Raw genomic sequence first — 21,224 nt, forward strand, 5'->3', positions numbered from 1 at the left:
TGAACTCCCTTGGTTCCTACAGGTGTTCCTGCAGGCGCGTTCAGTCGAGCGAGACGACGACGGACTTGACCTGGGTGTACGAGTGGAGCGCCTCGGGGCCGTACTCGCGGCCGAAGCCGGAGTCCTTGACACCGCCGAAGGGGACGGCGGGGTCGAGCATCGCCCAGTCGTTGACCCAGACGATGCCGGCCTGGAGGCGGTCGGCGACGCGGTGGGCGCGGGCCAGGTTGCCCGTCTGGACGCCCGCGGCCAGGCCGTACGGCGTGGAGTTGGCCAGGGCCACGGCCTCGTCCTCGGTGTCGAAGGGCTGCACGGTGAGGACCGGCCCGAAGACCTCCTCCTGGACCACCCGGGAGTCGTTCGCGAGGTCGGCGATGACCGTGGGCTTGTAGTAGTAGCCGCCGTCGAGGTCGAGTCGCTCGCCGCCGCAGACGATGCGGGCGCCCTCCTTGCGGGCGATGTCGACGTACTCCTCGACCTTGCGCAGGTGCTTCTCCCCCGCCATCGGGCCGACGACGGTCTCCACCTGCCGGGGGTCGCCGACGGGCACGCCGGGCACGGCCTCGGCGAGGATGTTCAGCAGGGTGCTGTAGACCGGGCGGGCCACCAGCAGGCGCGGGCCGCCCATGCAGAACTGGCCGGTGTTGAAGACGAATCCCTTGATGATCGCGCCGACGGCCTTCTCCAGGTCGGCGTCCTCGAAGACGAGGTGCGCCGCGTTGCCGCCGAGTTCCATGGTGACCGGCTTGAGGTTCTCGCCCGCGATGCTCGCCGCGTGCCGGCCGATCGCGGTGGAGCCGGTGAAGGCGATCTTGTCGACGCCCGGGTGGCGCAGCAGCGCCTCGCCGGCGACCGGACCGCTGCCGGTGACGACGTTGACGACGCCGTCGGGGACGCCGGCCCGCTGGAGCAGTCCCGCCATGTACAGGGCGCTGAGCGGGGTCTCGTCGGCGGGCTTGTGCACGACCGTGTTGCCGGCGGCGAGGGCCGGGGCGAGCTTCGAGCCCGCCAGGATCAGCGGGAAGTTGAACGGGGTGATCGCGGCGACCACGCCGATCGGGCCCCGCCTGGTGTAGGCGTGGGCGTTCATCGGGGTGTCGCGGTTCGCGCCGTCCAGACAGAAGGCGAGGGAGGCGAAGTACTCGTAGTCGTTGGCCGCGTTGGTGACGTCGACCGCGTGGGCCAGGGTGATCGGTTTGCCGACGTCGAGGCTCTCCAGCCGGGCGATCTCGTCGGCCTCCGCGCGGATCAGCTCCGCGACCCGGAGCAGGATCCGGCCGCGCTCCCGGCCGCTGAGGCCGGACCACTGTCCGGCGTCGAAGGCCTCCCGCGCGGCCCGTACCGCCGCGTCCACGTCGGCGGCGCCCGCCTCCGCGACGGTGGTGACGACCGCGCCCCGGGACGGGTCGACCACCTCGGTCCGCGCTCCGTCCGCGGCCTCGCGCCACTGTCCCCCGATGAACAGTCGACCGGGGTCGATCTCGAAGGTGGTCATCACCACTCCTCAGCATCGTCGCCAAGATTTCAACCAACAGGATTCCTGTTGGTCCGCAGTCTCATTACAGACAGGTTTCCTGTCAATGGTCTACGCTCGGACTCATGGTCGGCACCCAGGCAGCCAAGGCAGCAGCGTCCACACCTCAGCCCCACCGGGCACCCCCGTCTCTGCTTTACATGGTGAAGCAGGTGGAGCTGGTCGTGCGATCCCACCTGGACGAGCTGGTCAAACCCTCCGGGATCACGGCGCTGCAGTACACGGCGCTCACCGTGCTGGAGCGGCACGACGGCCTGTCGGCCGCCCAGCTGGCCCGGGACTCCTTCGTCACCGCCCAGTCCATCGCCGATCTGGTGCGCTCCCTGGAGGGGCGCGGCCTGATCCGCCGCGAGCGCAATCCGCGCAACCGGCGCGAGTTGCTGATCCTGCTCACCGAGGAGGGGCGTGAGCTGCTTCAGCGGCACGCCGGGCCGGTGCGGGAGCTGGAGGAACGCATGGTGCGGGAGCTCACGGCCCACCAGGAGGAGCAGTTCCGCACCGCCCTGTCCAAGGCGTGGCACGCCCTGTCCTAGGTCCCGGCAGCCCTTCGCCCGCCCCGTCGGCCGGGACTTCGTTCACAACGCGAAAAAACGCGGACACTGTCGGTTGCATTTCGAAGACATATGTCAATCGAACATGCTGGAATTCACTCCAACGGGGGTAACTTGCTGGGGCGGGGAACTGCTGCGTGCGCCCCGACCGTTGGAGGCTCCCGACCGGTGGAGCGGGTTGGAGGCGATGTCGTCGTGCAGCAGGAACCCACGGCGGACACCCCGCACCTGCACGTCCGCCAGGACCGGGGGTACACGGTGCTGGAGTTCCGCGGTGAGATCGACATCGTCGCGGCCACGGAGATCGGCCCACGCCTGGACGACGCGACCGCGGGTCCCGGCCCCCGGATCGTGATCGACCTGACCCGGATCGAGTTCTTCGACTGCTCCGGGCTGCGGCTGCTGTACCGGGCGCGCGGCCGGGTCCTCGGCCAGGGCGGGCAGCTGCACCTCGTCTGCGCCCATCCGCTCACCCTGCGGATCCTGCGGGCCACCGGGCTGTCCCGGCTGCTGCCGCCCGCCACGACGCTGGACGCGGCCCTGGAACGGCCCGAGGCCACGTCCGGCTCGTTATGACGGCGCCCTGAAGCGCTACCGCCCACTCACCTCCACTACCGCCCACTCACCCCACTACCGCCCACTCGCCGCGCCACCGCCCACTCGCCGCGCGCCGCGTCGAACAGGGCGCTGACGGACTCGCCGTTGTGAATGCGGCGCACGGCCTCCGCGAGGGCGGGGGCGATGGACAGGATCCGCAGCTTGTCCGTGTACTCCTCCTCGGGCACCGGCACGGTGTTGGTGCACACGATCTCCAGCACGTCGGGCTGCTCGCTGAGCCGTTTGAGCGCGCCGGCCGCGAAGAGGCCGTGCGTGCACGCCACCCGTATCGAGCGCGGCTCCAACTCCCTGAGCCGGTCGAGGAGTTCCAGGACCGTGCTGCCCTTGGCGATCTCGTCGTCCAGGACGATGACGTCCCGCCCGGCGACCTCGCCGATGACGGCGCTGATGCTGACCCGGTCGTCGGCGTAGCGCTGCTTGGCGCCCGCCGCCACCTGGGCGCCGATCATCCGGGCGAAGGCGGCGGCCTCCTTGGCGTTGCCGAGGTCCGGTGAGACGACGGTGGTACGGGTGAGGTCGTAGCGGCGGAAGTGGGCGGCCAGCTCCCGGTGGGCGTGCAGATGGTCGACGGGCATCGAGAAGAAGCCGTGCACCTGGGGCGAGTGGAGCGTCATGGCGAGGACCCGGTGCACACCGGCCGCCGCCATCAGGTCGGCGACCAGGCGGCCGCCCAGCGAGATCCGGGGCGCGTCCTTCTTGTCGGAGCGGGCGTAGGAGTAGTGCGGCATGACGACGGTGATCCGGCCCGCCGACGCCCCGCGGGCCGCGTCGCACATCAGCAGCAGCTCGACGAGGTGCTCCTGCACGGGCCGGACCAGGGGCTGGACCAGGAAGACGTCCCGTTCCCGGCAGTTGGCCTGGAGCTGGACCTCCAGACAGTCGTTGGCGAACCTGCTGAGGCGGGTGGGGCTCAGCGGCACGCCGAGGTGGGCACAGACCTCGGCGGCCAGCTCGGGGTGGGCACTGCCGCTGAACACGGAGATGTCTCGCACGATCGGCTCCTCGCTGATCATGTCCGGCTGGGGCGGGAGCTCTCATGCTACGGACCACGCCCGTTTCGCCCACCCTCAGGAGTGCCCCGGAGCCCCAGGAGCGCCCAGAACCCCCTGAACCTCTCAGGCGCCGGAATCCGGTCACGGCCTTCCGGTAGACCCCGGGCTGCTCCAGGTCGACGAGGTGGCCGGCGTCGGGCACGGTCAGCAGCGTGGCGTCCGGCAGGACCTCCTCGTACTCGCCGGCGATCCCGGGGCTCTTGTAGTCGCAGGCGCCCCGGATCACCAGCACCGGCACGCTGGCCCGGCGCAGGGCGGGGCGCGGGTCGGGGACGGTGAGCTGGTCGGCGGTGGTGAGCTGGTCGGCGTAGAAGCCGGGCAGGGAGGCGGGGAGGCCGGTCAGGGGGCGCTCGGGGTGGCAGGTGGCCGCCGGGGCGGCGATGTCGAGCAGCCGGGCGAAGACGGGGTCGACCTCGGCGTCGGGGACGAGGGCGTGCGCGGCGCGCGGGTTCGCCTCCATCAGCAGCGACCAGGCGGCCAGCCGGGGGGCTTGCCTCCAGCTCGTCGATCCGGCGCTGCCGGTCAGGGGTGAGCCGGTCCCAGATGTCGCCCTCGGCACGGTCCTGCCAGGCCGGGGCCCACAGGACGCCGGGCGAGGTGAGGACCATGCGCGCGACGCGGTCGGGGTGCGCGGCGAGGTACTCGGCGGCCAGCGTGGCGCCCCAGGAGGCGCCCAGCAGGATGACCCGTTCGGCGCCGATCCGCCGACGCACGGCCTCCAGGTCGGCGACCTGGCGGGCGACGGTGTATCCGGCCGGATCGGCCAGCCGGGTGGAGCGTCCGGCGCCGAGCTGGTCGTAGGAGAAGACGTCGTGGCCGCGCGTGGCCAGCAGGCGCTCCAGCGGGTCGGGGCCGTCGCCGGGGGTGCCGGGGCCGCCGTGCAGCACGATCACCGGCGCCGGACGCCTGACGCCCTCGGCCGGCAGGTGGGTGTAGGCGAGGCGGGAGCCGGTCGGCAGGGTCCAGTAACCGGTCGGCTGCACGTGCGGCCGGGGCGGGGGCGCGTCGACGGGCTGGAGCACGGTCAGCCAGGCGCCGCAGAACGCCTGACGCCCTCGGCCGGCAGGTGGGTGTAGGCGAGGCGGGAGCCGGTCGGCAGGGTCCAGTAGCCGGTCGGCTGCGCGTGCGGCCGGGGCGGGGGCTCGTCGACGGGCTGGAGCACGGTCAGCCAGGCGCCGGTGGAGGTGGCCGACAGCAGGGCCGCCGTGATCAGCGCGGTGACGCCCTTGCGGCGCACGCCCGCGTACACGGGCAGCGCGCAGGTCACGACGAGTGCGGCGAGGCCGGACGCGGAGACGGTCGGCCGGGTGGTGCAGGAGTCGCTCACCAACGTCGTCCGGCACGCGCGACCCGCCCACGCGGTGGTCGACGTCGAGGTGGGGGTCGGCGCTGTCGGTGTCCGGGTGTCGGACGACGGGGCCGCCGCGGCGACCGAGCGGCGGCCGGGCGGTGGGCGGGGGCTCGGTTCCATGCGGGAGCGGGTCGCCGGGCTCGGCGGGCGCGTCGAGGCCGGGCGGACGCCCGGCGCGGGCTGGTGCGTGACCGCCACGATCCCCTGGCCGGAACGGAAGGGACCCGCATACTCCGCGTACTCCTGGCCGACGACGAGGACCTGATGCGTGCGGGGCTGCGGATGATGCTGGAGACGCAGGCCGACCTGACCGTGGTGAGGGAGGCCGCGGACGGCCGGGAGGCGGTGCGTCTGGCGGCCGGTGCGGCGCCCGACGTGGTGCTCATGGACGTCCGTATGCCCGTGCTGGACGGGGTGGCGGCGACCCGTGAGATCACCGGGGCCGGGGCCGGCGCGCCCAAGGTTCTGATCCTGACCACCTTCGAGCTCGACGAGTACGTCTTCGCAGCCGTGCGCGCGGGCGCGGCCGGGTTCCTGCTCAAGCGCAGCCCGCCGGAGGCCCTGATCGACGGCATCCGCACGCTCGCGGCGGGCGACGCGCTGCTGGGGCCGTCCGTCACCCGCCGGCTGCTCGCCGAGTTCGCCCGCGCCGCCCCCGTCGAGCCGGCGCCGGACACGGCCCGCCGGCTGTCCCGGCTGACCGAGCGGGAGCACGCGGTGCTGCTCCTGCTCGGCCGGGGCCTGTCCAACGCGGAGATCGCCGGACGGCTGCACATCGGCGAGGCGACCGTGAAGACGCACGTCGGCCGGGTCCTGGACAAGCTGGCCCTGCGCGACCGGGTGCACGCGGTCGTCTTCGCCTTCGACCACGGTCTGGTGCGGCCGGGCGGGCGACCACGTCCGTGACATCTGCGGGTCTCCTGTCACAGCTCGTCAACAAGACGGTCTGACAAGGGAATTGGCGGGCATCCGGTCAGTAGGAAGGAGGACCGTCCGCATGACGACTTCCATCAAGCCCGACAAGCCCGTCAAGCCCGTCAAGCGTCTCCCCCAGCGGATGCCCGGCTGGGCGAAGGCGCTCACCGCCGTCGTGGTCGTGCTCGTGGTGATGTTCGCCGGGATCCGGCTGAGCCTGCTGCCGGGACTGCGCGACTTCTTCGGCACCGAGACCCACGACCGCTCCGGTCCCGCCCTGCTCCAGTCCATCCAGGACATGAGCCGTTACGACGCCGCCACCGGAAACTTCCAGGTCGTCGTCGACCTGGAGAAGGACGCCAAGTTCCTCCCCGACGCGATCCGCGGCACCCGCACCCTGTACGTCGGGGCGGGCACCGTGGACGCCTTCGTCGACCTCGGCAAGGTCGGCGACAAGGACGTGACGGTCAACGGCGACCGCACCTCGGCCACGCTCCGGCTGCCGCACGCCCAGCTCGGCAAGCCGGCGCTCGACCCCGACCGCTCCTACGCGGTCTCCAAGCAGCGCGGTCTCCTCGACCGCCTCGGCGACCTCTTCTCCGACAACCCGGGCAGTGAGCAGGCCGTGCAGAAACTCGCGGTGAAGCACATCGGCGAGGCGGCGAAGGCGAGCGAGCTGACCGCGCGCGCCGAGACCAACACCACCGGCATGCTCCAGGGGCTGCTGCGCTCCCTCGGCTTCAAGGAGGTGAAGGTGGCCTACGCGCCCTGATCCCCCTGATCCCCGAACGCGGCGCCCGGCCACCGCGCCGGCATCGGCGTCGGCGTCGGCGTCGGGCTCAGCCGCCGAGCACGCCCGGCAGGGTCAGCGCGCCCAGGAGCGTGGCGCCGACCAGCAGCCAGGCCACATAGTCCCCGATGTGCCCGGACTGCAGCCGACGCAGCACAAGCGCCCGGCCGGGGCCGCCGAGCAGCCGCGGACGGGTGAGGGCGACGGCCGCCAGGCCCACGGCCAGCACGGTCGAGGCCAGGCCCAGCAGGGCCCCGGCCCAGGTCCAGCGGACGGAGGCGAGCGCGCCTGCCGAGCCGGTCTCGTTCACGGCGTGCGCGACGACGTGAGCGAGGCCGGGGGCCACGCCGACGGCGACGGCGGCCGTGAGCAGCAGCGCGGAGACCACGGTCATGGTGTCGGGGATCCGGGTCAGCCGTTCCCGGGTCTCGGGCCGCTCGCCGGAGCCGGTCGTCTCGTACCCCTCGCTCTCGCGCGGTTCCTCGGGGCGGGGGCCGAGGCCGAGGAAGACGCGGGCGGCGACCCGCAGCACCGCCCCGGCGGTCACCGCGGAGACGGCGACGTAGAGCACGGTCAGGGGGTGGCCGACGGCCTCCTCCGTGACGGACTTGCCCAGTGCCGTGCCGAACGGCGGCAGCCCGGCAAGGCCCAGCGCCCCGGCGGCGAACATCACGGCCACGCCCTTCAGCTTGCGGGCGCGGCCGTACAGGGCGTGCTCGTCCACGCTGCCGTAGCGGTCGAGGAGGATGCCGGTGCAGGCGAAGAGGGCGGCCTTCACCCCCGCGTGCCCGAGGACGTACAGGGCGACGCCGTCGTCGGCCTCGGGCTTCAGGACGCCGATGCCGATGAGGAACAGCCCGGTGTGGGCGATCGTGGAGCAGGCCAGCAGGCGTTTGATGTGCCGCTGGTACCAGCACATGACCGCGCCGACGGCCGCCGTCAGCGCGCCCAGCACGACGAGGGCGCGTTCGAGATCGGGGGCCGGGATCCCGCCGGGCCCGGAGAAGACGGTCGCGTACACCCGCCACACGCCGTACACGCCGAGCTCCACCATCACGCCGGACAGCAGCATGCACACGGGGGTGGGCGCGACGGCGTGCGCGTCCGGCAGCCAGAAATGGAAAGGCGCCACGGCGGCCTTGACCAGCAGACCGGTCGACACGAGGACGAAGGCGGCGAGGACCAGCGCGTCCGGCCCGCCGTGCCCGGCGGCGCTGTCGAGGCCCCGCCCGATCTGCGTCATGCCCAGCTCGCCGGTACGTCCGTACAGCAGCCCGATGCCCATCAGCATCGCGTACGCGCCGAGCGAGTTGATCACCCCGAAGGTCAGCGCTCCCTGCACCGCCCGGGGGTCGTCGATGCGGTAGCCGGTGAGCGCGTAGGCGACGACGCTCATCAACTCGAAGAACACGAACGCGTTGAACAGGTCCCCGGCGATCGCGAAGCCGCACATGCCCGCCTGGAACACCAGCAGCAGCGCCGGGAAGGAGCCCGCGTGGCGGCGGGGCGGCTCGTCGAAGTAGTGCCAGGAGTACGCCAGCGCGGCCGAGGTGAGCAGCGAGGCGAGGGCCGCCATGCCGAGGCCGGGGCCGTCGCCGATCACGACGATGCCGACGCTGTGGCCGTTCACGGGGGTCCGGGCGCCGACCCACTCGGTCATCGGGGGCGAGGAGTTCAGCAGCAGGACGAGGGCGAGCGCGGCGGTTCCCGCGGAGACCGCGCAGCCGACGGACTCGGCGGCGACCCGGGGCAGCCGCCGTCCACCGGCCACCAGCAGCGCGGCCCCGAGGAGGGGGACGGCGACGAGCAGCGGAAGGAGGTGGTTCATCAGCCGCGCAGCTCGGAGAGCTCGTCGGGGTCGACCGTGCCGTGTCGTTTAGCGACCTGCACGACCAGGGCGAGCAGGAGCGCGGTGACGGTGGCGCCGACGACGACGTCGGTGAGGGCGAGGGCCTGGACGACGGGGTCGACGACCGGTCGTGAGCCCGGCCGGAGGTCGGAGAAGACGGGCGCGGTGGCGTCGTCGCGGTAGCCGACGGCCAGCAGCAGCACGTAGGTGGCGGACTGGCAGACGGCGAGGCAGCCGACGGCGTGGATCAGGTCGCGGCTGGTGGCCAGGCCGTAGCAGCCGACCAGGAAGATCCAGACGGCGACCAGGTAGGGCAGGACGTGCATCACGGCGGCCTCAGCTCCCGCTCTCTTCCTCGATCTCCACGGCCTGGTCCAGGAATCCGGCCAGCAGGACGACGACGGCGCAGGCGACCTCCATGCCGATCGCCGCGTTCAGCAGGGGGACGGCGCCGCCGGAGGACAGGGTGTTGAACGTGCCGTACGGCAGCAGGTTGTTGGCGAGGAACGCGGTGCCGGCGAGGACCGCGGCCAGTCCGGTCACGACGTAGGCGGAGGCGGCGAGGGCGTCGCCGACCTCGTAGCGGCCGAGGGGCCGTACGCGTTCCAGGGCCCGGTAGTCGGCGCCGAGGTAGAGCAGGTGCAGGGAGGTCGCGGCGACGACGCCGCCCTGGAAGCCGCCGCCGGGGCTGAGCTGCCCGTGCGCCACGACGTAGAGGCCGGTGAGCAGGGCGACGGGCAGGACGAGGAGGGCGTAGCGGCGTACGGGCGGGGCGACCTCGGCGGGTTCGGGGCGGGCGCGGTGCTCGTCGCGGGTCTGCCGCAGCAGGACCACGCCGCCGAGCACCGCCGCGAACAGGATGGTCATCTCGCCGAGCGTGTCGAAGGCGCGCTGGTCGAAGTTGACGGAGGCGATGGTGTTGGCGGTGCGCCGGGCGAGCGAGGCGCGCACGGCGCGGTCGCCGTAGGGGTGCCGGTCGCCCCCGAATCCGGGCAGGTCCAGGCAGGCGGCGGCGAGCAGCGCGGCGAGGCCCCCACCGCCGACGCAGACCAGCCACAGCCGGTGCCGGGGGTTCACGGCGCGTCTTCCTTCCGCCTCGCCCGCCGCCGCACCTTGCGGACCGTCAGCAGCAGCAACAGCGGGGTCAGCGCGGAACCCACCGCCAGCTGCGACAGAGCGACGTCGGGGGCCTGCAGGACGGTGAAGAGCACGGCGAGGGCGACACCGAGGACGGCCAGGACCAAGGCCTGCCGAACCGGATCGCGGGTGGCGACGGCCACGGTGGCGGCGCCGGCGACCAGCAGCAGGGCGACGACGATCAGCGCGTCAGTCACGGCGCACCCCGTCCAGCCCGCCGGACAGTGCCCGCGAGGCGACGACGTTGCCGCCGATCAGCAGCGCGCCCACGACGAGCAGCTTGCCCATCGCCCGGCCCGGCCCCGTCGCCGCACACACGGCGAGGACCACCGCCGCCCCGAGGCCCGCGACCGCCCAGGTGAGGACCCGGGCGCGCGGCGGGTCCCCGGCGAGGTCGTCGGCGAGCAGGCGGGCGAAGACGAGGGTGCCGACCGGGCCGAGGAGCGCGAGGACGAGGGCGAGGTCGACGTAGGAGGGGCGGTCGTAGCCCTGGGCCAGGAGGAGGAGGCCGGGACAGGCCAGGGCGGTGGAGAGGTTCTGGGCGACGACGCGGCGGCGCAGCGGGCCGGTGGCCACGCCCCACAGGGCGGCCCCCACTCCCCCGGCCAGGACGGCGGTCGCCGCGAGGAGCCAGCCGTTCACCGGTCGGTCACCGCCCGCCGCCCCGCCCGGGCGGCGAGCGCCGCGAGGGCGGCGGCGCCGGCGCCCACCGCGAGTTCCAGCGCGTCGACGGTGCTGACGAGGAGCAGCCAGAGGGCGGCCAGCGCGACCCACCAGGCCAGGAGTTCGCCCAGGGCCAGCAGCGCCGTACGCCGGTGCATGCTCCTCCTCCCCCAGACCGTCGGTTCTGTGCCGTTTTCGGCATCCAAGCACCGCCTGTGCCGGGCAAGGCGGCGGCACGCGCGGGCCACAGCCCGGAGTGCCCCGGCAGCACGAACGGAAACGCGGGCCGGGGCCGGGTCGGCCGCATCCCCGGACGGTTTGCGGGTAACCGCCTTACTACGCAGGGAAGTTGAAGACTGGAGGACCGCATGGCCCGTGCAGCCCTACCGCGAACCCTGTTCCGCCCACGCGCCACCAAGAACAGCGAGGAGCCCGCCACACCGACGAAGCCGAAGAACAACCCGAAGAGCCTGAAAAAGCCGAAGGCGGGGCCTGCCGAGCCCGCCGCGCCGAAGAGCACGGCCGGGAAGACCGGAAACGACGGGAAAGCCGGGAAGGCCGAGAAAGGCGGCGCGGCGAAGGAGCGGAAGAAGGCGGCGCGCGCGGAGCAGCGGCCGTTGCCGTTTCCGCTGCGGCTGCTGGCGATGCTGTTCGCCTTCGCGTTCATGGTGGCGTTCGCCGTCGTGCTCGCCCGGCTCACGCTGGAGCCGTCGCCCGCCTCCGAGTCGCTGGTGCACTCCAACCTGCGCCCTGGCGACTCCCTGCGGGCCTACCTGGACCAGCCCGCGCTGCGCGACGCCGTCAAGCAGATCGGCGGGAATCTGCTGCTCGGGGTGCCCTTCGGGGTGCTGGTGCCGGTCCTCGCACCCCGGGCGCGCGGGGTGCTGCGGGTGCTGCTGCTGACCGCGACGGTCATGCTGCTGGTGGAGTTCGCCCAGGGCGCGCTGGTGGCCGGGCGGGCATTCGACGTCGACGACGTCATCCTCAACACCACCGGCGCGCTGATCGGTTACCTGCTCCTGGGGCGCAGGGTGAGCCGGGCGGTGCACGCGCGGGAGCGGCGCCTGTGACGGGGCGCGGGACAGGAGACCGGGCGGGCCGCCGTCAGTGCGGGGCCCAGGTGTACCTGTCCCCGCCCACCCAGCGCACCACGTCCGGGTCGTCGAGGTCATGGACCGTGACGCCGAACGCGGCGGCGATCTCGAGGACGTCGGTGATGGCCCTCGCCTCACCGACCACTTGACCGTCGACTTCCACGATGCGGAACGGCATCGGGCCGGGCTGCACCCCGAGCACCATGATCCGCGGGCGGGAGATACGGAGGCCAGCGATTTCGGTCATGACATAGAGGGTAGAACGCAACCCGCCGGTATGAATCATCAGATCACCACCGAAAGGGGACGTCTTCCGCGGAAGGCGACCTCCGTCATGCGGTCCGCGCGCGGGTGGGGAACTCTGGATCCAGGAGGTGGCGATGGATCCCGTCGAGGCTCTGGACCGGATCGCCTTCCTGCTGGAGCGGTCCCTGGCGCCGACCTACCGTGTGCGCGCCTTCCGTACGGCGTCCAGGGTGCTGGCGCGGCTGCCCGCGGCGGAGGTGGAGCAGCGGGCGGCGGCCGGGACGCTGGAGTCGTTGAAGGGCGTGGGCCCGAAGACCGCCCAGGTGGTGCGCGAGGCGCTCGCCGGGCAGACGCCGTCCTATCTGGAGAAACTGGAGGGCGAGGCCGGCCGGCCGCTCACGGACGGGGCCGGGTCCCGGCTGCGGAAGCTGCTGCGCGGGGACTGCCATGTCCACTCCGACTGGTCGGACGGCGGCAGCCCCATCGACGAGATGGGCCGGGCGGCGGCCGCGCTCGGCCACGAGTGGACCGTGCTCACCGACCACTCGCCGCGTCTGACGGTCGCCCGTGGGCTGTCCCCGGAGCGGCTGCGCCGGCAGTTGGAGGTGGTCGAGGAGCTCAACGCGACCTGGGCGCCGTTCCGGCTGCTGACCGGGATCGAGTGCGACATCCTCGACGACGGTTCGCTGGACCAGGAGCCGGAGCTGCTGGAGCAGCTCGACGTGGTGGTCGTTTCGGTGCATTCCAAGCTGCGCATGGAGTCCCGTGCGATGACGCGCCGCATGGTGACCGCCGTGCGCGACCCCCACGCCGACATCCTCGGCCACTGCACGGGGCGGCTGGTGAGCGGGCGGGGGCGGCCGGAGTCGGAGTTCGACGCGGACGAGGTGTTCGCGGCGTGCGCGGAGTCCGGCACTGCCGTGGAGATCAACAGCCGGCCCGAGCGGCTCGACCCGCCGCGCCGGCTGCTGAGCCGGGCCGTGGCGGCGGGCGCGCTGATCTCGGTCGACACCGACGCGCACGCGCCGGGCCAGCTGGACTGGCAGATCCTGGGCTGCGCGCGGGCCGAGGAGTGCGAGGTGCCCGCGGAACGGATCGTGACCACCTGGCCGCTGGCCCAGCTGCTGGCCTGGACGCGGGAGGGGCGGGTACCGGCAGGCACACCTGATACAGCAGGCCGCCGAGGCGGTCCGGGGCGGTCCTGAGCGGTCCTGGTCCTCAGCGAGTCGAGAGAAAGGAGCCCAGATGACCCGTGCCGCGGTGTTCGACGTCGACGGCACTCTCGTCGACACCAACCACCTGCATGTCACCGCCTGGTGGGAGGCCTTCCGGCAGGCGGGCCACCGGGTGCCCATGCACGCCGTGCACCGGGCGGTCGGACTCGGTTCCGACGACCTGATCGCCCATCTGCTCGGCGACGACCGCGACAAGGACGAGGACGCCGGGCTCAGCGCCGCCCACAAGGCCCTCTACGGACAGTACTTCGACCGACTGCCGCCCCTGCCGGACGCCGGCCCGCTGCTGCGGCGGCTGCGCGACGACGGCTGGACGGTCGTCCTCGCCACCTCGGCGAGCGGGGGCGAGCTGTCGGCGCTGCGACGCGCCATCGACGCCGACGACGCCATCGCCGCGACGGCGAGCGCGGACGACGTGGCACAGGGCAAGCCCGCGCCCGAACCCGTGCGGCACGCCCTGGACCTGGCCGGGGCGCCCGCCGAGAGCGCCGTGTTCGTCGGCGACACCGTGTGGGACATGCGCGCGGGCCGTCGAGCCGGGGTGCGCTGTGTGGGCGTCCTGTCCGGCGGCATCCCCCGCGCCGACCTGCTCGACGCGGGCGCGCAAGCCGTCTACGACGATCCCGCCGACCTCTTGGCGTCCCTGCGGGCGAGCCCGCTGGCCTGAGCCCGGCGTGACGGACGTCACCGCGCGCCGCTGCCGACCCGGGAACACCCATAGGTAGTTTCTAGTTGAACCAACCGTGGGTGTGGATGGGACAGTGTCCCCGGGCCTCACCTTTTGCCCACAGGGACGATCGTCCGGCTGAAGCCCTGTGGAGCGTTTCGCCGAGAGGCGACCGCCATCCGCGCCCACCGCTTGACCGCCCCGACCGTGATTCCCCCGTCCGGTCGGGGCTTTCCTCTGTCCGAACGCCCCAGCGTGCGGCGCGCACTTGACTTCGAGCGCACTCCAATTCGTAGCGTCTGGGACATGAGCACTGCACAGCACAAGATCGGTTCGGGGTTCGACGCCCACAGCACCGCCGACGACGTTCTCGCCGGCATCGACCTCAGCGGACGGCTCGCCCTCGTCACCGGCGGCTACTCCGGGCTGGGCCTGGAGACCACCCGCGCCCTCGCCAAGGCCGGCGCCCACGTCGTCGTCCCCGCCCGGCGACCGGACGCGGCCCGGGAGAACCTCGCCGGCCTCGACGGCGTGGAGACGGACGAGCTCGACCTCGGCGACCTGGACAGCGTGCGCGCCTTCGCCGAACGGTTCCTCGCCTCCGGCCGCGGCATCGACCTCGTCATCGACAGCGCCGGGATCATGGCCTGCCCGGAGACCCGGGTCGGCCCCGGCTGGGAGGCGCAGTTCGCGACGAACCACCTCGGCCACTTCGCCCTCGTCAACCGCCTGTGGCCGGCGATCGAGCGCGGCGGCGCCCGCGTCGTCTCCGTCTCCTCGCGGGCCCACCACTTCTCGGGGATGCGCTGGGACGACGTCCAGTGGCGGCAGGGCTACGACAAGTGGGAGGCCTACGGACAGGCCAAGACCGCGAACGTGCTGTTCGCCGTCCACCTGGACCGGCTGGCCCGGGACCGGGGCGTGCGCGCCTTCGCCCTGCACCCCGGCGGCATCATCACACCCCTCCAGCGGCACATCCCCAAGGAGGAGATGGTGGAGCGCGGCTGGATCGACGAGGCCGGCAACGTGCTCAACCCGTCGGGCTTCAAGACCCCCGAGCAGGGCGCGGCCACCCAGGTGTGGGCGGCGACCTCGCCGCAGCTGGCCGGGATGGGCGGGGTCTACCTGGAGGACTGCGACATCGCCGAGCAGGCCGTGGACGGCGACGAGCGCGCCGGCGTCAAGGCCTGGGCGACGGACCCGGAGCAGGCGGCGCGGCTGTGGGAGCTGTCCGCCGAGCTGACGGGCGTGAACGCGTTCGGCTCGTAGGCGCGCGGTCGCTGCCCGGGGGTCCGCGTGCGCAGGGCCCCGGCCGGGTACTCGGTCGGTTCCCCAGGGGGAATCGCCGAGAGGAGCCGAAGGTGAGCAGCGCAACAGGCAGCAACGTCGTCGTCACGGGCGCCACCGGCAACGTCGGCACGAGCGTGGTGCGTCTTCTGTCGGAGGATCCCGGCGTCGCCTCGGTGCGGGGCCTGGCCCGGCGGGTCCCGGACTGGTCGCCGCCCAAGACCGAGTGGGCGGCCGTCGACCTGGCCGACGAGCAGGCCGATCTCGCCGGCTTCTTCGAGGGCGCGGCCGCGGTCGTGCATCTGGCGTGGGCGTTCCAGCCCACGCACGATCCGGCGGTGACCTGGCGTACGAACGTCCTGGGCAGCATCCGGGTCTTCGAGGCCGTGGCCGCCGCGAACGTGCCCGTCCTCGTGCACGCGTCGTCGGTGGGTGCGTACTCGCCGGGACCGAAGGACCGGGCGGTGGACGAGTCATGGCCGACGCACGGCTGGCCGGACGCCGCGTACTGCCGGGAGAAGGCCTACCTGGAGCGGGCCCTGGACACCTTCGAGCGGGACCGCCCGCAGACCAGGGTGGTGCGGATGCGGCCCGCGTTCCTGTTCAAGCGGGAGTCGGCGAGCGAACAACGGCGCATCTTCGGCGGAAGGTTCCTGCCCGGGCCGCTCGTCCACCCCGAGCGGCTGCCCGTCCTGCCGGACGTGAAGGGACTGCGGGTGCAGGCGCTGCACACCGACGACGCGGCGGAGGCGTACCGGCTCGCCCTGCGCACCGAGGTGGGGGGCGCCTTCAACCTGGCCGCCGAGCCCGCCGTGGACGCGAAGCTGCTCGGCGAGATGTTCGACGCCCACCCCGTCCGCCTGCCCCGGACGGCGGCCCGTTCGGCGATCGCCACGGCCTGGGGCCTGCGCCTCCTGCCGGCTTCGCCGCACCTCTTCGACGCGGTCCTCAGGCTCCCCCTGATGGACTGCACCCGCGCCCGTGTCGAGCTGGGCTGGCGCCCCGAGCACTCGGCGCCGGAGGTCCTGGAGGAGTTCCTCCTGGGCCTGCGCGGCGGGGAGGGCGAGCCCACGGAGCCGATGCGCGGCCGCAAGGCGGCCTGAGGCCCGACCGCCTTACCCCACCGACCAGTCACCGCTCGTCGCCACGCGAGGCGCCGACGGCCGCGGGTCAGACCGGCTCGGGTGCCTGGCCGTTGAGGTGCTCTCGCTGGGGCAGCACCGTGTACTTCGGGTCACGGGCGGAGGCGATGCCGGCGGCGAAGACTCCGAAGCGGGTGCAGGCGGACCCGGTGAGGAGGGCGAGGCCGGAGGCGATGGCGGCGGTGCGCCGGTCACCGAGGAGGGCCGCGCCTGCCGCGCCGCCCGCCGTCAGAACGCGGGCGGCCCGCAGCAGCGCGCCCGCGCGGCCCTCGCGCCAGGTCTCGGCGACGAGGCCCAGGCGCTGTTCCGCTGCTTTCGACGCCGCCGTGTCGGCGAGGGCGGCCAGGACGGCGGCGCGGCGAACGGGCGTGTTCTCCTGCGGCGGGGCCACCACCAGGGCCATGCCCGCCGCCGCGGCGGTCGCGGACGCCGCGAACAGGTAGGGCAGTTCCCGGTGGGCGCCGTGCCAGGCCGGCACGGCGGTGTCCGCCGCCAGGACCGCGGTGTAGGTGGCGAGGAGGGGTCCCAGGGCGGCGGATGCCGCGGTCGCCGCACCGCCGAGCCGCGGCAACCGGCCCGTCGTCGCACACACCGCCGCCGCACCCGCCGCCGGTCCGTAGACCGACAGCAGCCAGGAGCCCATGCTCATCGGCGAGGTCGGTTTGAAGACGCGGAGCATGTTCGCGAAGCGGTCGGGGCGGCCCAGGTCGTGGATCAGGGCGGCGGCCGAGAGGGAGACGGCCGTGAGCGAGGAGACCTTCAGGGCGGTCGCGGTCGTGGTGCGACCGGTCAGCTGGGCGCCCGCCGCCAGCACCGACCCGGCGCCGGCGAGCCCGCCGAGGAAGAAGTAGCCGGCGATGTCGGGGGCGGCCCACGAGGGCGCTTTGATGACGGGACGGCCGTAGTAGGAGCCGAACTCGGCCCGGGGGACGACGGGTTGTTCGCCCCGTCGGCGGCGCCCGCCGGCCGGTGCGCCCGTCATCGTCGTCCCCTTCCGGCCGCCGCCGACGCGAACGACGCCGCGACGCCTCCGAGCAGCGCCAGGGCGGCGGCTCCCGCGTGCTTCCACATCGCGGGCAAATCCCGGGTGGTGACGACGGGGTCCGGCGGCAGGCCGTACACCTCGGGTTCGTCCAGGAGGAGGAAGAACGCGCCGTCGCCGCCGACCCCGTCCTCGGCGTCGTGGCCGTACAACTGCGCCCCGGGGACGCCCTCTTCGCGCAGCTGGTCCACCCGCAGGGCGGCCCGTTCGCGCAGTTCGTCCAGCGGGCCGAACTGGATGGACTCGGTCGGGCAGGCCTTCGCGCAGGCCGGTTCCTGGCCCGCGCCGAGCCGGTCGTAGCACATCGTGCACTTGAACGCCCGTCCGTCGGCGGGGCGTTGCTCGATGACGCCGTACGGGCAGGCGGGCACGCAGTAGCCGCAGCCGTTGCAGATGTCCTCCTGGACGACGACCGTGCCGAACTCGGTGCGGAAGAGGGAGCCGGTGGGGCAGACGTCGAGGCAGGCGGCGTGGGTGCAGTGCTTGCAGACGTCGGAGGACATCAGCCAGCGCATCTCCCCCGCACCCGCCTCGCCCTCCGACTCGCCTTCGCCCTCGCTCTCCAGCAGCGGCAGTCGGGTGCGGCCGTCCGGCTTCGGCTGTTCGATGAAGGCGACGTGGCGCCAGGTCGAGGCGCCGAGCGCCTGGGTGTTGTCGTAGGACATGGCGGTGAGGGAGAGGCCGTCCTCGGGGAGGGCGTTCCACTCCTTGCAGGCCACCTCGCAGGCCTTGCAGCCGATGCAGACGGAGGTGTCGGTGAAGAAGCCGACCCGTTCTTCCTCGCTTGCTCCCTCGCTCACTTGCGGACCTCCGTTCCGGTGGATGCGGTGATGCCGGCCCGCCTGCGGTACTCGGCGACCAGCCGGGGCAGGTCCGGCCCGCGGGGACGGCGGCCCGGGCGGATGTCGGCGGTGAGTGCCTTGTCCTCCTGGATGTGGGCGTTGGGGTCGAGCGCGATGGCGACGAGCTCGTTGGCCGCGTCGCCGGTCGACACGCCGTTGGGTCCCCAGTGGAAGGGCAGGCCGATCTGGTGGATCGTGCGGCCCTGGACGCGGAGCGGGCGGATGCGGTCGGTCACCAGCACCCGGGCCTCGACGGCGCCCCGCGCGGTCACGATCGTCGCCCAGCCGCCGTTCTCCAGTCCGCGTTCCCCTGCCAGCGCGGGCGAGACCTCGCAGAAGAACTCCGGTTGCAGCTCGGCGAGGTACGGCGACCAACGGCTCATGCCCCCGGCGGTGAAGTGCTCGGTCAGCCGGTGCGTGGTGACGACGTACGGGAACACGTCGGCGCCCTTCTCGTCGCCGCTGGGGTGGTAGCGGTTGCCCTCGCGGGACATCAGCCGGCGGACGGGGTTGCGGGGCGTCGAGGGGTGCAGCGCGTTGGGGAACGGGGAGTCCTGGGGCTCGTAGTGGACGGGCAGCGGGCCGTCCTCCAGGCCGGCGGGCGTGTACAGCCAGCCCTTTCCGTCGGCCTGCATGATGAACGGGTCGTCGCCGCGCAGCGCGTCGGCGCCCTCGGCGTCCTCGTCCGGCACGAAGTCCGGGGGCCGGTCGGGGATGAAGTCGGGCACGTCACGGCCGGTCCACTCCCCCGCGTCCGCGTCCCACCAGACGTACTTCTTGCGGTCGCTCCACGGTGTGCCGTCGGGGGCGGCGGAGGCGCGGTTGTAGAGGATGCGTCGGTTGGCGGGCCAGGCCCAGGCCCATTCGGCGGCCACCCAGTCCTGCTCCGTGTGCGGTTTCCTGCGGGCGGCCTGGTTGACGCCGTCGGCGTAGATACCGCAGTAGATCCAGCAGCCGCAGCGGGTCGAGCCGTCGTCCTTCAGCTCCGTGTACGCGCTGAGCGGGGCGCCGTCCGGGCCGTGGCCGTTGATCTCGGCGAGGACGGCGTCGGCGACCGGCTCGTCGAGCGGGCCGTCGACCGGGTAGTCCCAGGTCAGGTCCAGGAACGGCCGGTCCATGGGGTCCGTGGAACCGGCCAGCTTCGCCTTGATGCGGCGGCCCAGGTGGTACATGAACCACAGGTCGCTGCGGGCGTCGCCCTCGGGTTCGACGGCCGCGTGGTGCCACTGCACCCACCGGTTGGTGTTGGTGAAGGACCCGGACTTCTCGGTGTGGGCGGCGGCCGGGAAGAAGAACACCTCGGTGCCGATGTCCTCGGTGCGCAGCTCGCCGCTGTCGATCTCGGGGCCGTCCTGCCACCAGGTCGCCGACTCGATGAGGGAGAAGTCGCGGACGACGAGCCAGTCCAGGTTCGCCATGCCCAGGCGCTGCAGACGGGTGTTGGCGGAGCCGACGGCCGGGTTCTCGCCGAGCAGGAAGTAGCCCTTGCAGGCGCCGTCGAGCTGGGCCAGCACCGTGTCGTAGCTGGAGTGGGAGCCGGTCAGGCGCGGCAGGTGGTCGAAGCAGAAGTCGTTGCCGGGGGTGGCCGCGTCGCCGTAGTAGGCCTTGAGGAGGCTGACCATGTAGGCCCGCATGTCCGACCAGAAGCCCTTCTGCGTGCGGGTGGCCGCGACATGGTCGTCGAGGCTCATGCGGGGGTGGGCGTGCGGCATGGGCAGGTAGCCGGGCAGCAGGTTGAAGAGGGTGGGGATGTCGCTGGAGCCCTGGATGGAGGCGTGGCCGCGCAGGGCCTGGATGCCGCCGCCGGGCCGGCCGATGTTGCCCAGCAGCAACTGGAGCACGCTCGCGGCGCGGATGAACTGGCTGCCGGTCGAGTGCTGCGTCCAGCCGACGGCGTAGACGAAGGCGCTGGTGCGCTCGGGGCCGGAGTTGGCGGTCAGCGCGTCGCAGACGCGGCGGAAGGTCGCCCGGGGGATGCCGCAGATGTCCTCGACCGTCTCGGGGGTGTAGCGGGCGTAGTGGCGCTTGAGGATCTGGTAGACGCAGCGCGGGTGCCGGAGCGTCTCGTCGGTGGGGGCGCGGTGGCCGGTGCGGGCGCCGCCGGAGCCGTGCGCCTCGGGGCCGGACGCCCTGCCGGTGCGGTCCTCGTACTGTTCGTCGGCCTCGCCGGTGGGCTGCTGCACCTCGACGCCCTCGTACTGCCAGCTGTGCGGGTCGTACTGCGCGTTCTCCTCGTCGAGGCCGGAGAAGACGCCGTCGAGGTCCTCGGTGTCGCGGAAGTCCTCGCCGACCAGGGTGGCGGCGTTGGTGTACCTGAGGACGTAGCTGCGGAACTCCTTCTCCTCGGTGAGGACGTGGTTGATGATCCCGCCGAGGAAGGCGATGTCGGTGCCGGCGCGGATCGGGACGTAGAGGTCGCTGAGGGCGCTGGTGCGGTTGAAGCGCGGGTCGACGTCGATGATCGTCGCGCCGCGCTTCTTGGCCTCCATCACCCACTGGAAGCCGACCGGGTGGCACTCGGCGAAGTTGGAGCCCTCGATGACGATGCAGTCGGCGTGCTGGAGGTCCTGCATGAACGTGGTGGCGCCGCCGCGGCCGAAGGAGGTGCCGAGGCCGGCGACGGTAGAGCTGTGGCAGACCCGGGCCTGGTTCTCCACCTGGACGACGCCGAGGCCGGTCAGCAGCTTCTTGATGAGGTAGTTCTCCTCGTTGTCCAGGGTGGCTCCGCCGAGGCTGGCGATGCCCATGGTGCGGGCGGTGCGTATGCCGTCCTGCTCCCACTGCCAGGTCTCGCGCCGGGTGCGGACGACCCGGTCGGCGACCATGTCCATGGCCGTGTCCAGGTCGAGGGGCTCCCAGTCGGCGCCGTGCGGGCGGCGGTACAGGACCTGGTGGCGGCGGGCGGACCCGGTGGTCAGCTGAAGCGTGGCCGACCCCTTGGGACAGAGCCGTCCACGGCTGACGGGGGATGCGGGATCGCCCTCGATCTGCACGACCTCGTCGCCCTTGACGTACACCTGCTGCCCGCAGCCGACGGCGCAGTACGGGCAGATCGAGGGGACGACGCGGTCGGCGGTGTCGGTGCGGGGGCGCAGCCGCTCGGTCCGCGCGGACTTGGCGGCGCTGCCCCGGCCGGTGCGGTCGTCACCGGTGAGTTGACGCAGGACGGGCCAGGAACGGGCCCGGTCGGCGATGCCCATGCAGACTCC

Annotated in this window: 24 protein-coding genes; 10 read left to right on the plus strand and 14 right to left on the minus strand. The window is 73.0% G+C overall.

Annotated elements, in window-relative coordinates; translation table 11 throughout:
• Positions 1-40: 40 nt before the first annotated feature.
• Positions 41-1,495: an aldehyde dehydrogenase family protein gene (locus tag ACIBAF_RS14055; RefSeq protein ID WP_399463438.1), complete on the minus strand. Its 1,455-nt coding sequence runs from the start codon at positions 1,493-1,495 to the stop codon at positions 41-43.
• A 104-nt stretch (positions 1,496-1,599) separates the two neighbouring features.
• Between ACIBAF_RS14055 and ACIBAF_RS14060 the strand changes: the two genes are divergently transcribed.
• Together ACIBAF_RS14060 and ACIBAF_RS14065 are read left to right on the plus strand one after the other, a co-directional pair.
• Positions 1,600-2,067, plus strand: a complete 468-nt coding sequence (locus ACIBAF_RS14060) for a MarR family winged helix-turn-helix transcriptional regulator (protein WP_399463439.1) — start codon at positions 1,600-1,602, stop codon at positions 2,065-2,067.
• Positions 2,068-2,280: 213 nt separating this feature from the next.
• Positions 2,281-2,661, plus strand: a complete 381-nt coding sequence (locus ACIBAF_RS14065; protein ID WP_399463440.1) for an anti-sigma factor antagonist — start codon at positions 2,281-2,283, stop codon at positions 2,659-2,661.
• Between the two features lie 35 nt (positions 2,662-2,696).
• On the opposite strand, the gene ACIBAF_RS14070 is transcribed toward ACIBAF_RS14065, so the two are convergent.
• The 3 genes from ACIBAF_RS14070 to ACIBAF_RS14080 are packed head-to-tail and all read right to left on the minus strand — an operon-like array spanning position 2,697 to position 5,082.
• Entirely contained in the window at positions 2,697-3,695 is a 999-nt protein-coding gene (locus ACIBAF_RS14070; RefSeq protein WP_399463441.1) for a ribose-phosphate diphosphokinase, read from the minus strand.
• Positions 3,696-3,742: 47 nt separating this feature from the next.
• Complete coding sequence (locus tag ACIBAF_RS14075; protein WP_399463442.1) at positions 3,743-4,777, minus strand: alpha/beta hydrolase; 1,035 nt, start codon at positions 4,775-4,777, stop codon at positions 3,743-3,745.
• 2 nt (positions 4,778-4,779) lie between these two features.
• A complete protein-coding gene (locus tag ACIBAF_RS14080) occupies positions 4,780-5,082 on the minus strand; it encodes a hypothetical protein (protein ID WP_399463443.1) in 303 nt (100 codons plus the stop codon).
• Between ACIBAF_RS14080 and ACIBAF_RS14085 the strand changes: the two genes are divergently transcribed.
• The 3 genes from ACIBAF_RS14085 to ACIBAF_RS14095 all read left to right on the plus strand — a co-directional run bounded on the left by ACIBAF_RS14085 (position 5,063) and on the right by ACIBAF_RS14095 (position 6,793).
• Complete coding sequence (locus tag ACIBAF_RS14085) at positions 5,063-5,371, plus strand: sensor histidine kinase (protein ID WP_399463444.1); 309 nt, start codon at positions 5,063-5,065, stop codon at positions 5,369-5,371. The genes ACIBAF_RS14080 and ACIBAF_RS14085 overlap by 20 nt on opposite strands.
• Complete coding sequence (locus tag ACIBAF_RS14090) at positions 5,335-6,012, plus strand: response regulator (RefSeq protein WP_399463600.1); 678 nt, start codon at positions 5,335-5,337, stop codon at positions 6,010-6,012. Before ACIBAF_RS14085 ends, ACIBAF_RS14090 begins: the two co-directional genes overlap by 37 nt.
• Positions 6,013-6,103: 91 nt before the next feature.
• Positions 6,104-6,793, plus strand: coding sequence for a DUF4230 domain-containing protein (locus tag ACIBAF_RS14095; RefSeq protein ID WP_399463445.1), 690 nt, complete (start codon positions 6,104-6,106; stop codon positions 6,791-6,793).
• Positions 6,794-6,860: 67 nt separating this feature from the next.
• On the opposite strand, the gene ACIBAF_RS14100 is transcribed toward ACIBAF_RS14095, so the two are convergent.
• From ACIBAF_RS14100 to ACIBAF_RS14125, 6 genes are read right to left on the minus strand one after another with little or no spacing between them, the layout of a single operon-like run.
• Complete coding sequence (locus tag ACIBAF_RS14100; protein WP_399463446.1) at positions 6,861-8,639, minus strand: complex I subunit 5 family protein; 1,779 nt, start codon at positions 8,637-8,639, stop codon at positions 6,861-6,863.
• A complete protein-coding gene (locus ACIBAF_RS14105; protein WP_399463601.1) occupies positions 8,639-8,986 on the minus strand; it encodes a sodium:proton antiporter in 348 nt (115 codons plus the stop codon). Before ACIBAF_RS14105 ends, ACIBAF_RS14100 begins: the two co-directional genes overlap by 1 nt.
• A gap of 10 nt (positions 8,987-8,996) precedes the next feature.
• Complete coding sequence (locus ACIBAF_RS14110) at positions 8,997-9,737, minus strand: MnhB domain-containing protein (protein ID WP_399463447.1); 741 nt, start codon at positions 9,735-9,737, stop codon at positions 8,997-8,999.
• The gene (locus ACIBAF_RS14115; RefSeq protein ID WP_399463448.1) at positions 9,734-9,994 is read right to left on the minus strand and encodes a hydrogenase subunit MbhD domain-containing protein; all 261 of its coding nucleotides are present in this window, start codon (positions 9,992-9,994) and stop codon (positions 9,734-9,736) included. Before ACIBAF_RS14115 ends, ACIBAF_RS14110 begins: the two co-directional genes overlap by 4 nt.
• A complete protein-coding gene (locus ACIBAF_RS14120; protein WP_399463449.1) occupies positions 9,987-10,439 on the minus strand; it encodes a monovalent cation/H+ antiporter complex subunit F in 453 nt (150 codons plus the stop codon). Before ACIBAF_RS14120 ends, ACIBAF_RS14115 begins: the two co-directional genes overlap by 8 nt.
• Positions 10,436-10,618: a hypothetical protein gene (locus ACIBAF_RS14125; RefSeq protein ID WP_399463450.1), complete on the minus strand. Its 183-nt coding sequence runs from the start codon at positions 10,616-10,618 to the stop codon at positions 10,436-10,438. Before ACIBAF_RS14125 ends, ACIBAF_RS14120 begins: the two co-directional genes overlap by 4 nt.
• Positions 10,619-11,077: 459 nt before the next feature.
• Here ACIBAF_RS14125 and ACIBAF_RS14130 point away from each other — a divergent pair, with 459 nt between their 5' ends.
• Positions 11,078-11,530 (plus strand): VanZ family protein, encoded by a 453-nt coding sequence (locus tag ACIBAF_RS14130; RefSeq protein WP_399463602.1) that lies wholly within the window; start codon positions 11,078-11,080, stop codon positions 11,528-11,530.
• 34 nt (positions 11,531-11,564) lie between these two features.
• Here the strand turns inward: ACIBAF_RS14130 and ACIBAF_RS14135 are convergent, their stop codons facing one another.
• Positions 11,565-11,801 carry a hypothetical protein gene (locus ACIBAF_RS14135; RefSeq protein WP_399463451.1) on the minus strand — a complete coding sequence of 79 codons (237 nt, stop codon included), beginning with the start codon at positions 11,799-11,801 and terminating at the stop codon, positions 11,565-11,567.
• A 133-nt stretch (positions 11,802-11,934) separates the two neighbouring features.
• Between ACIBAF_RS14135 and ACIBAF_RS14140 the strand changes: the two genes are divergently transcribed.
• From ACIBAF_RS14140 to ACIBAF_RS14155, 4 genes are all read left to right on the plus strand, one after another.
• On the plus strand, positions 11,935-13,005 hold the full coding sequence (locus ACIBAF_RS14140) for a PHP domain-containing protein (RefSeq protein ID WP_399463452.1): 1,071 nt from the start codon (positions 11,935-11,937) through the stop codon (positions 13,003-13,005).
• A 40-nt stretch (positions 13,006-13,045) separates the two neighbouring features.
• Complete coding sequence (locus ACIBAF_RS14145) at positions 13,046-13,702, plus strand: HAD family hydrolase (protein WP_399463453.1); 657 nt, start codon at positions 13,046-13,048, stop codon at positions 13,700-13,702.
• Positions 13,703-14,008: 306 nt separating this feature from the next.
• Entirely contained in the window at positions 14,009-14,971 is a 963-nt protein-coding gene (locus ACIBAF_RS14150; protein WP_399463454.1) for an SDR family NAD(P)-dependent oxidoreductase, read from the plus strand.
• Positions 14,972-15,063: 92 nt separating this feature from the next.
• Positions 15,064-16,092, plus strand: coding sequence for an SDR family oxidoreductase (locus ACIBAF_RS14155; protein WP_399463455.1), 1,029 nt, complete (start codon positions 15,064-15,066; stop codon positions 16,090-16,092).
• A 67-nt stretch (positions 16,093-16,159) separates the two neighbouring features.
• Here the strand turns inward: ACIBAF_RS14155 and nrfD are convergent, their stop codons facing one another.
• Genes nrfD through fdh form a run of 3 tightly spaced genes read right to left on the minus strand, consistent with a single transcriptional unit; the run spans position 16,160 to position 21,215 of the window.
• Complete coding sequence (gene nrfD / locus ACIBAF_RS14160) at positions 16,160-17,113, minus strand: NrfD/PsrC family molybdoenzyme membrane anchor subunit (protein WP_399463456.1); 954 nt, start codon at positions 17,111-17,113, stop codon at positions 16,160-16,162.
• Positions 17,110-17,973: a 4Fe-4S dicluster domain-containing protein gene (locus ACIBAF_RS14165; protein ID WP_399463457.1), complete on the minus strand. Its 864-nt coding sequence runs from the start codon at positions 17,971-17,973 to the stop codon at positions 17,110-17,112. The genes nrfD and ACIBAF_RS14165 overlap by 4 nt, the downstream gene beginning before the upstream one ends.
• Complete coding sequence (fdh, locus tag ACIBAF_RS14170) at positions 17,970-21,215, minus strand: formate dehydrogenase (RefSeq protein WP_399463458.1); 3,246 nt, start codon at positions 21,213-21,215, stop codon at positions 17,970-17,972. Before fdh ends, ACIBAF_RS14165 begins: the two co-directional genes overlap by 4 nt.
• Between the last annotated feature and the right edge of the window lie 9 nt (positions 21,216-21,224).

It is taken from the genome of Streptomyces sp. NPDC051677 (genome assembly GCF_044453465.1).
In the GTDB taxonomy this organism is placed as follows: Bacteria; Actinomycetota; Actinomycetes; order Streptomycetales; family Streptomycetaceae; genus Streptomyces.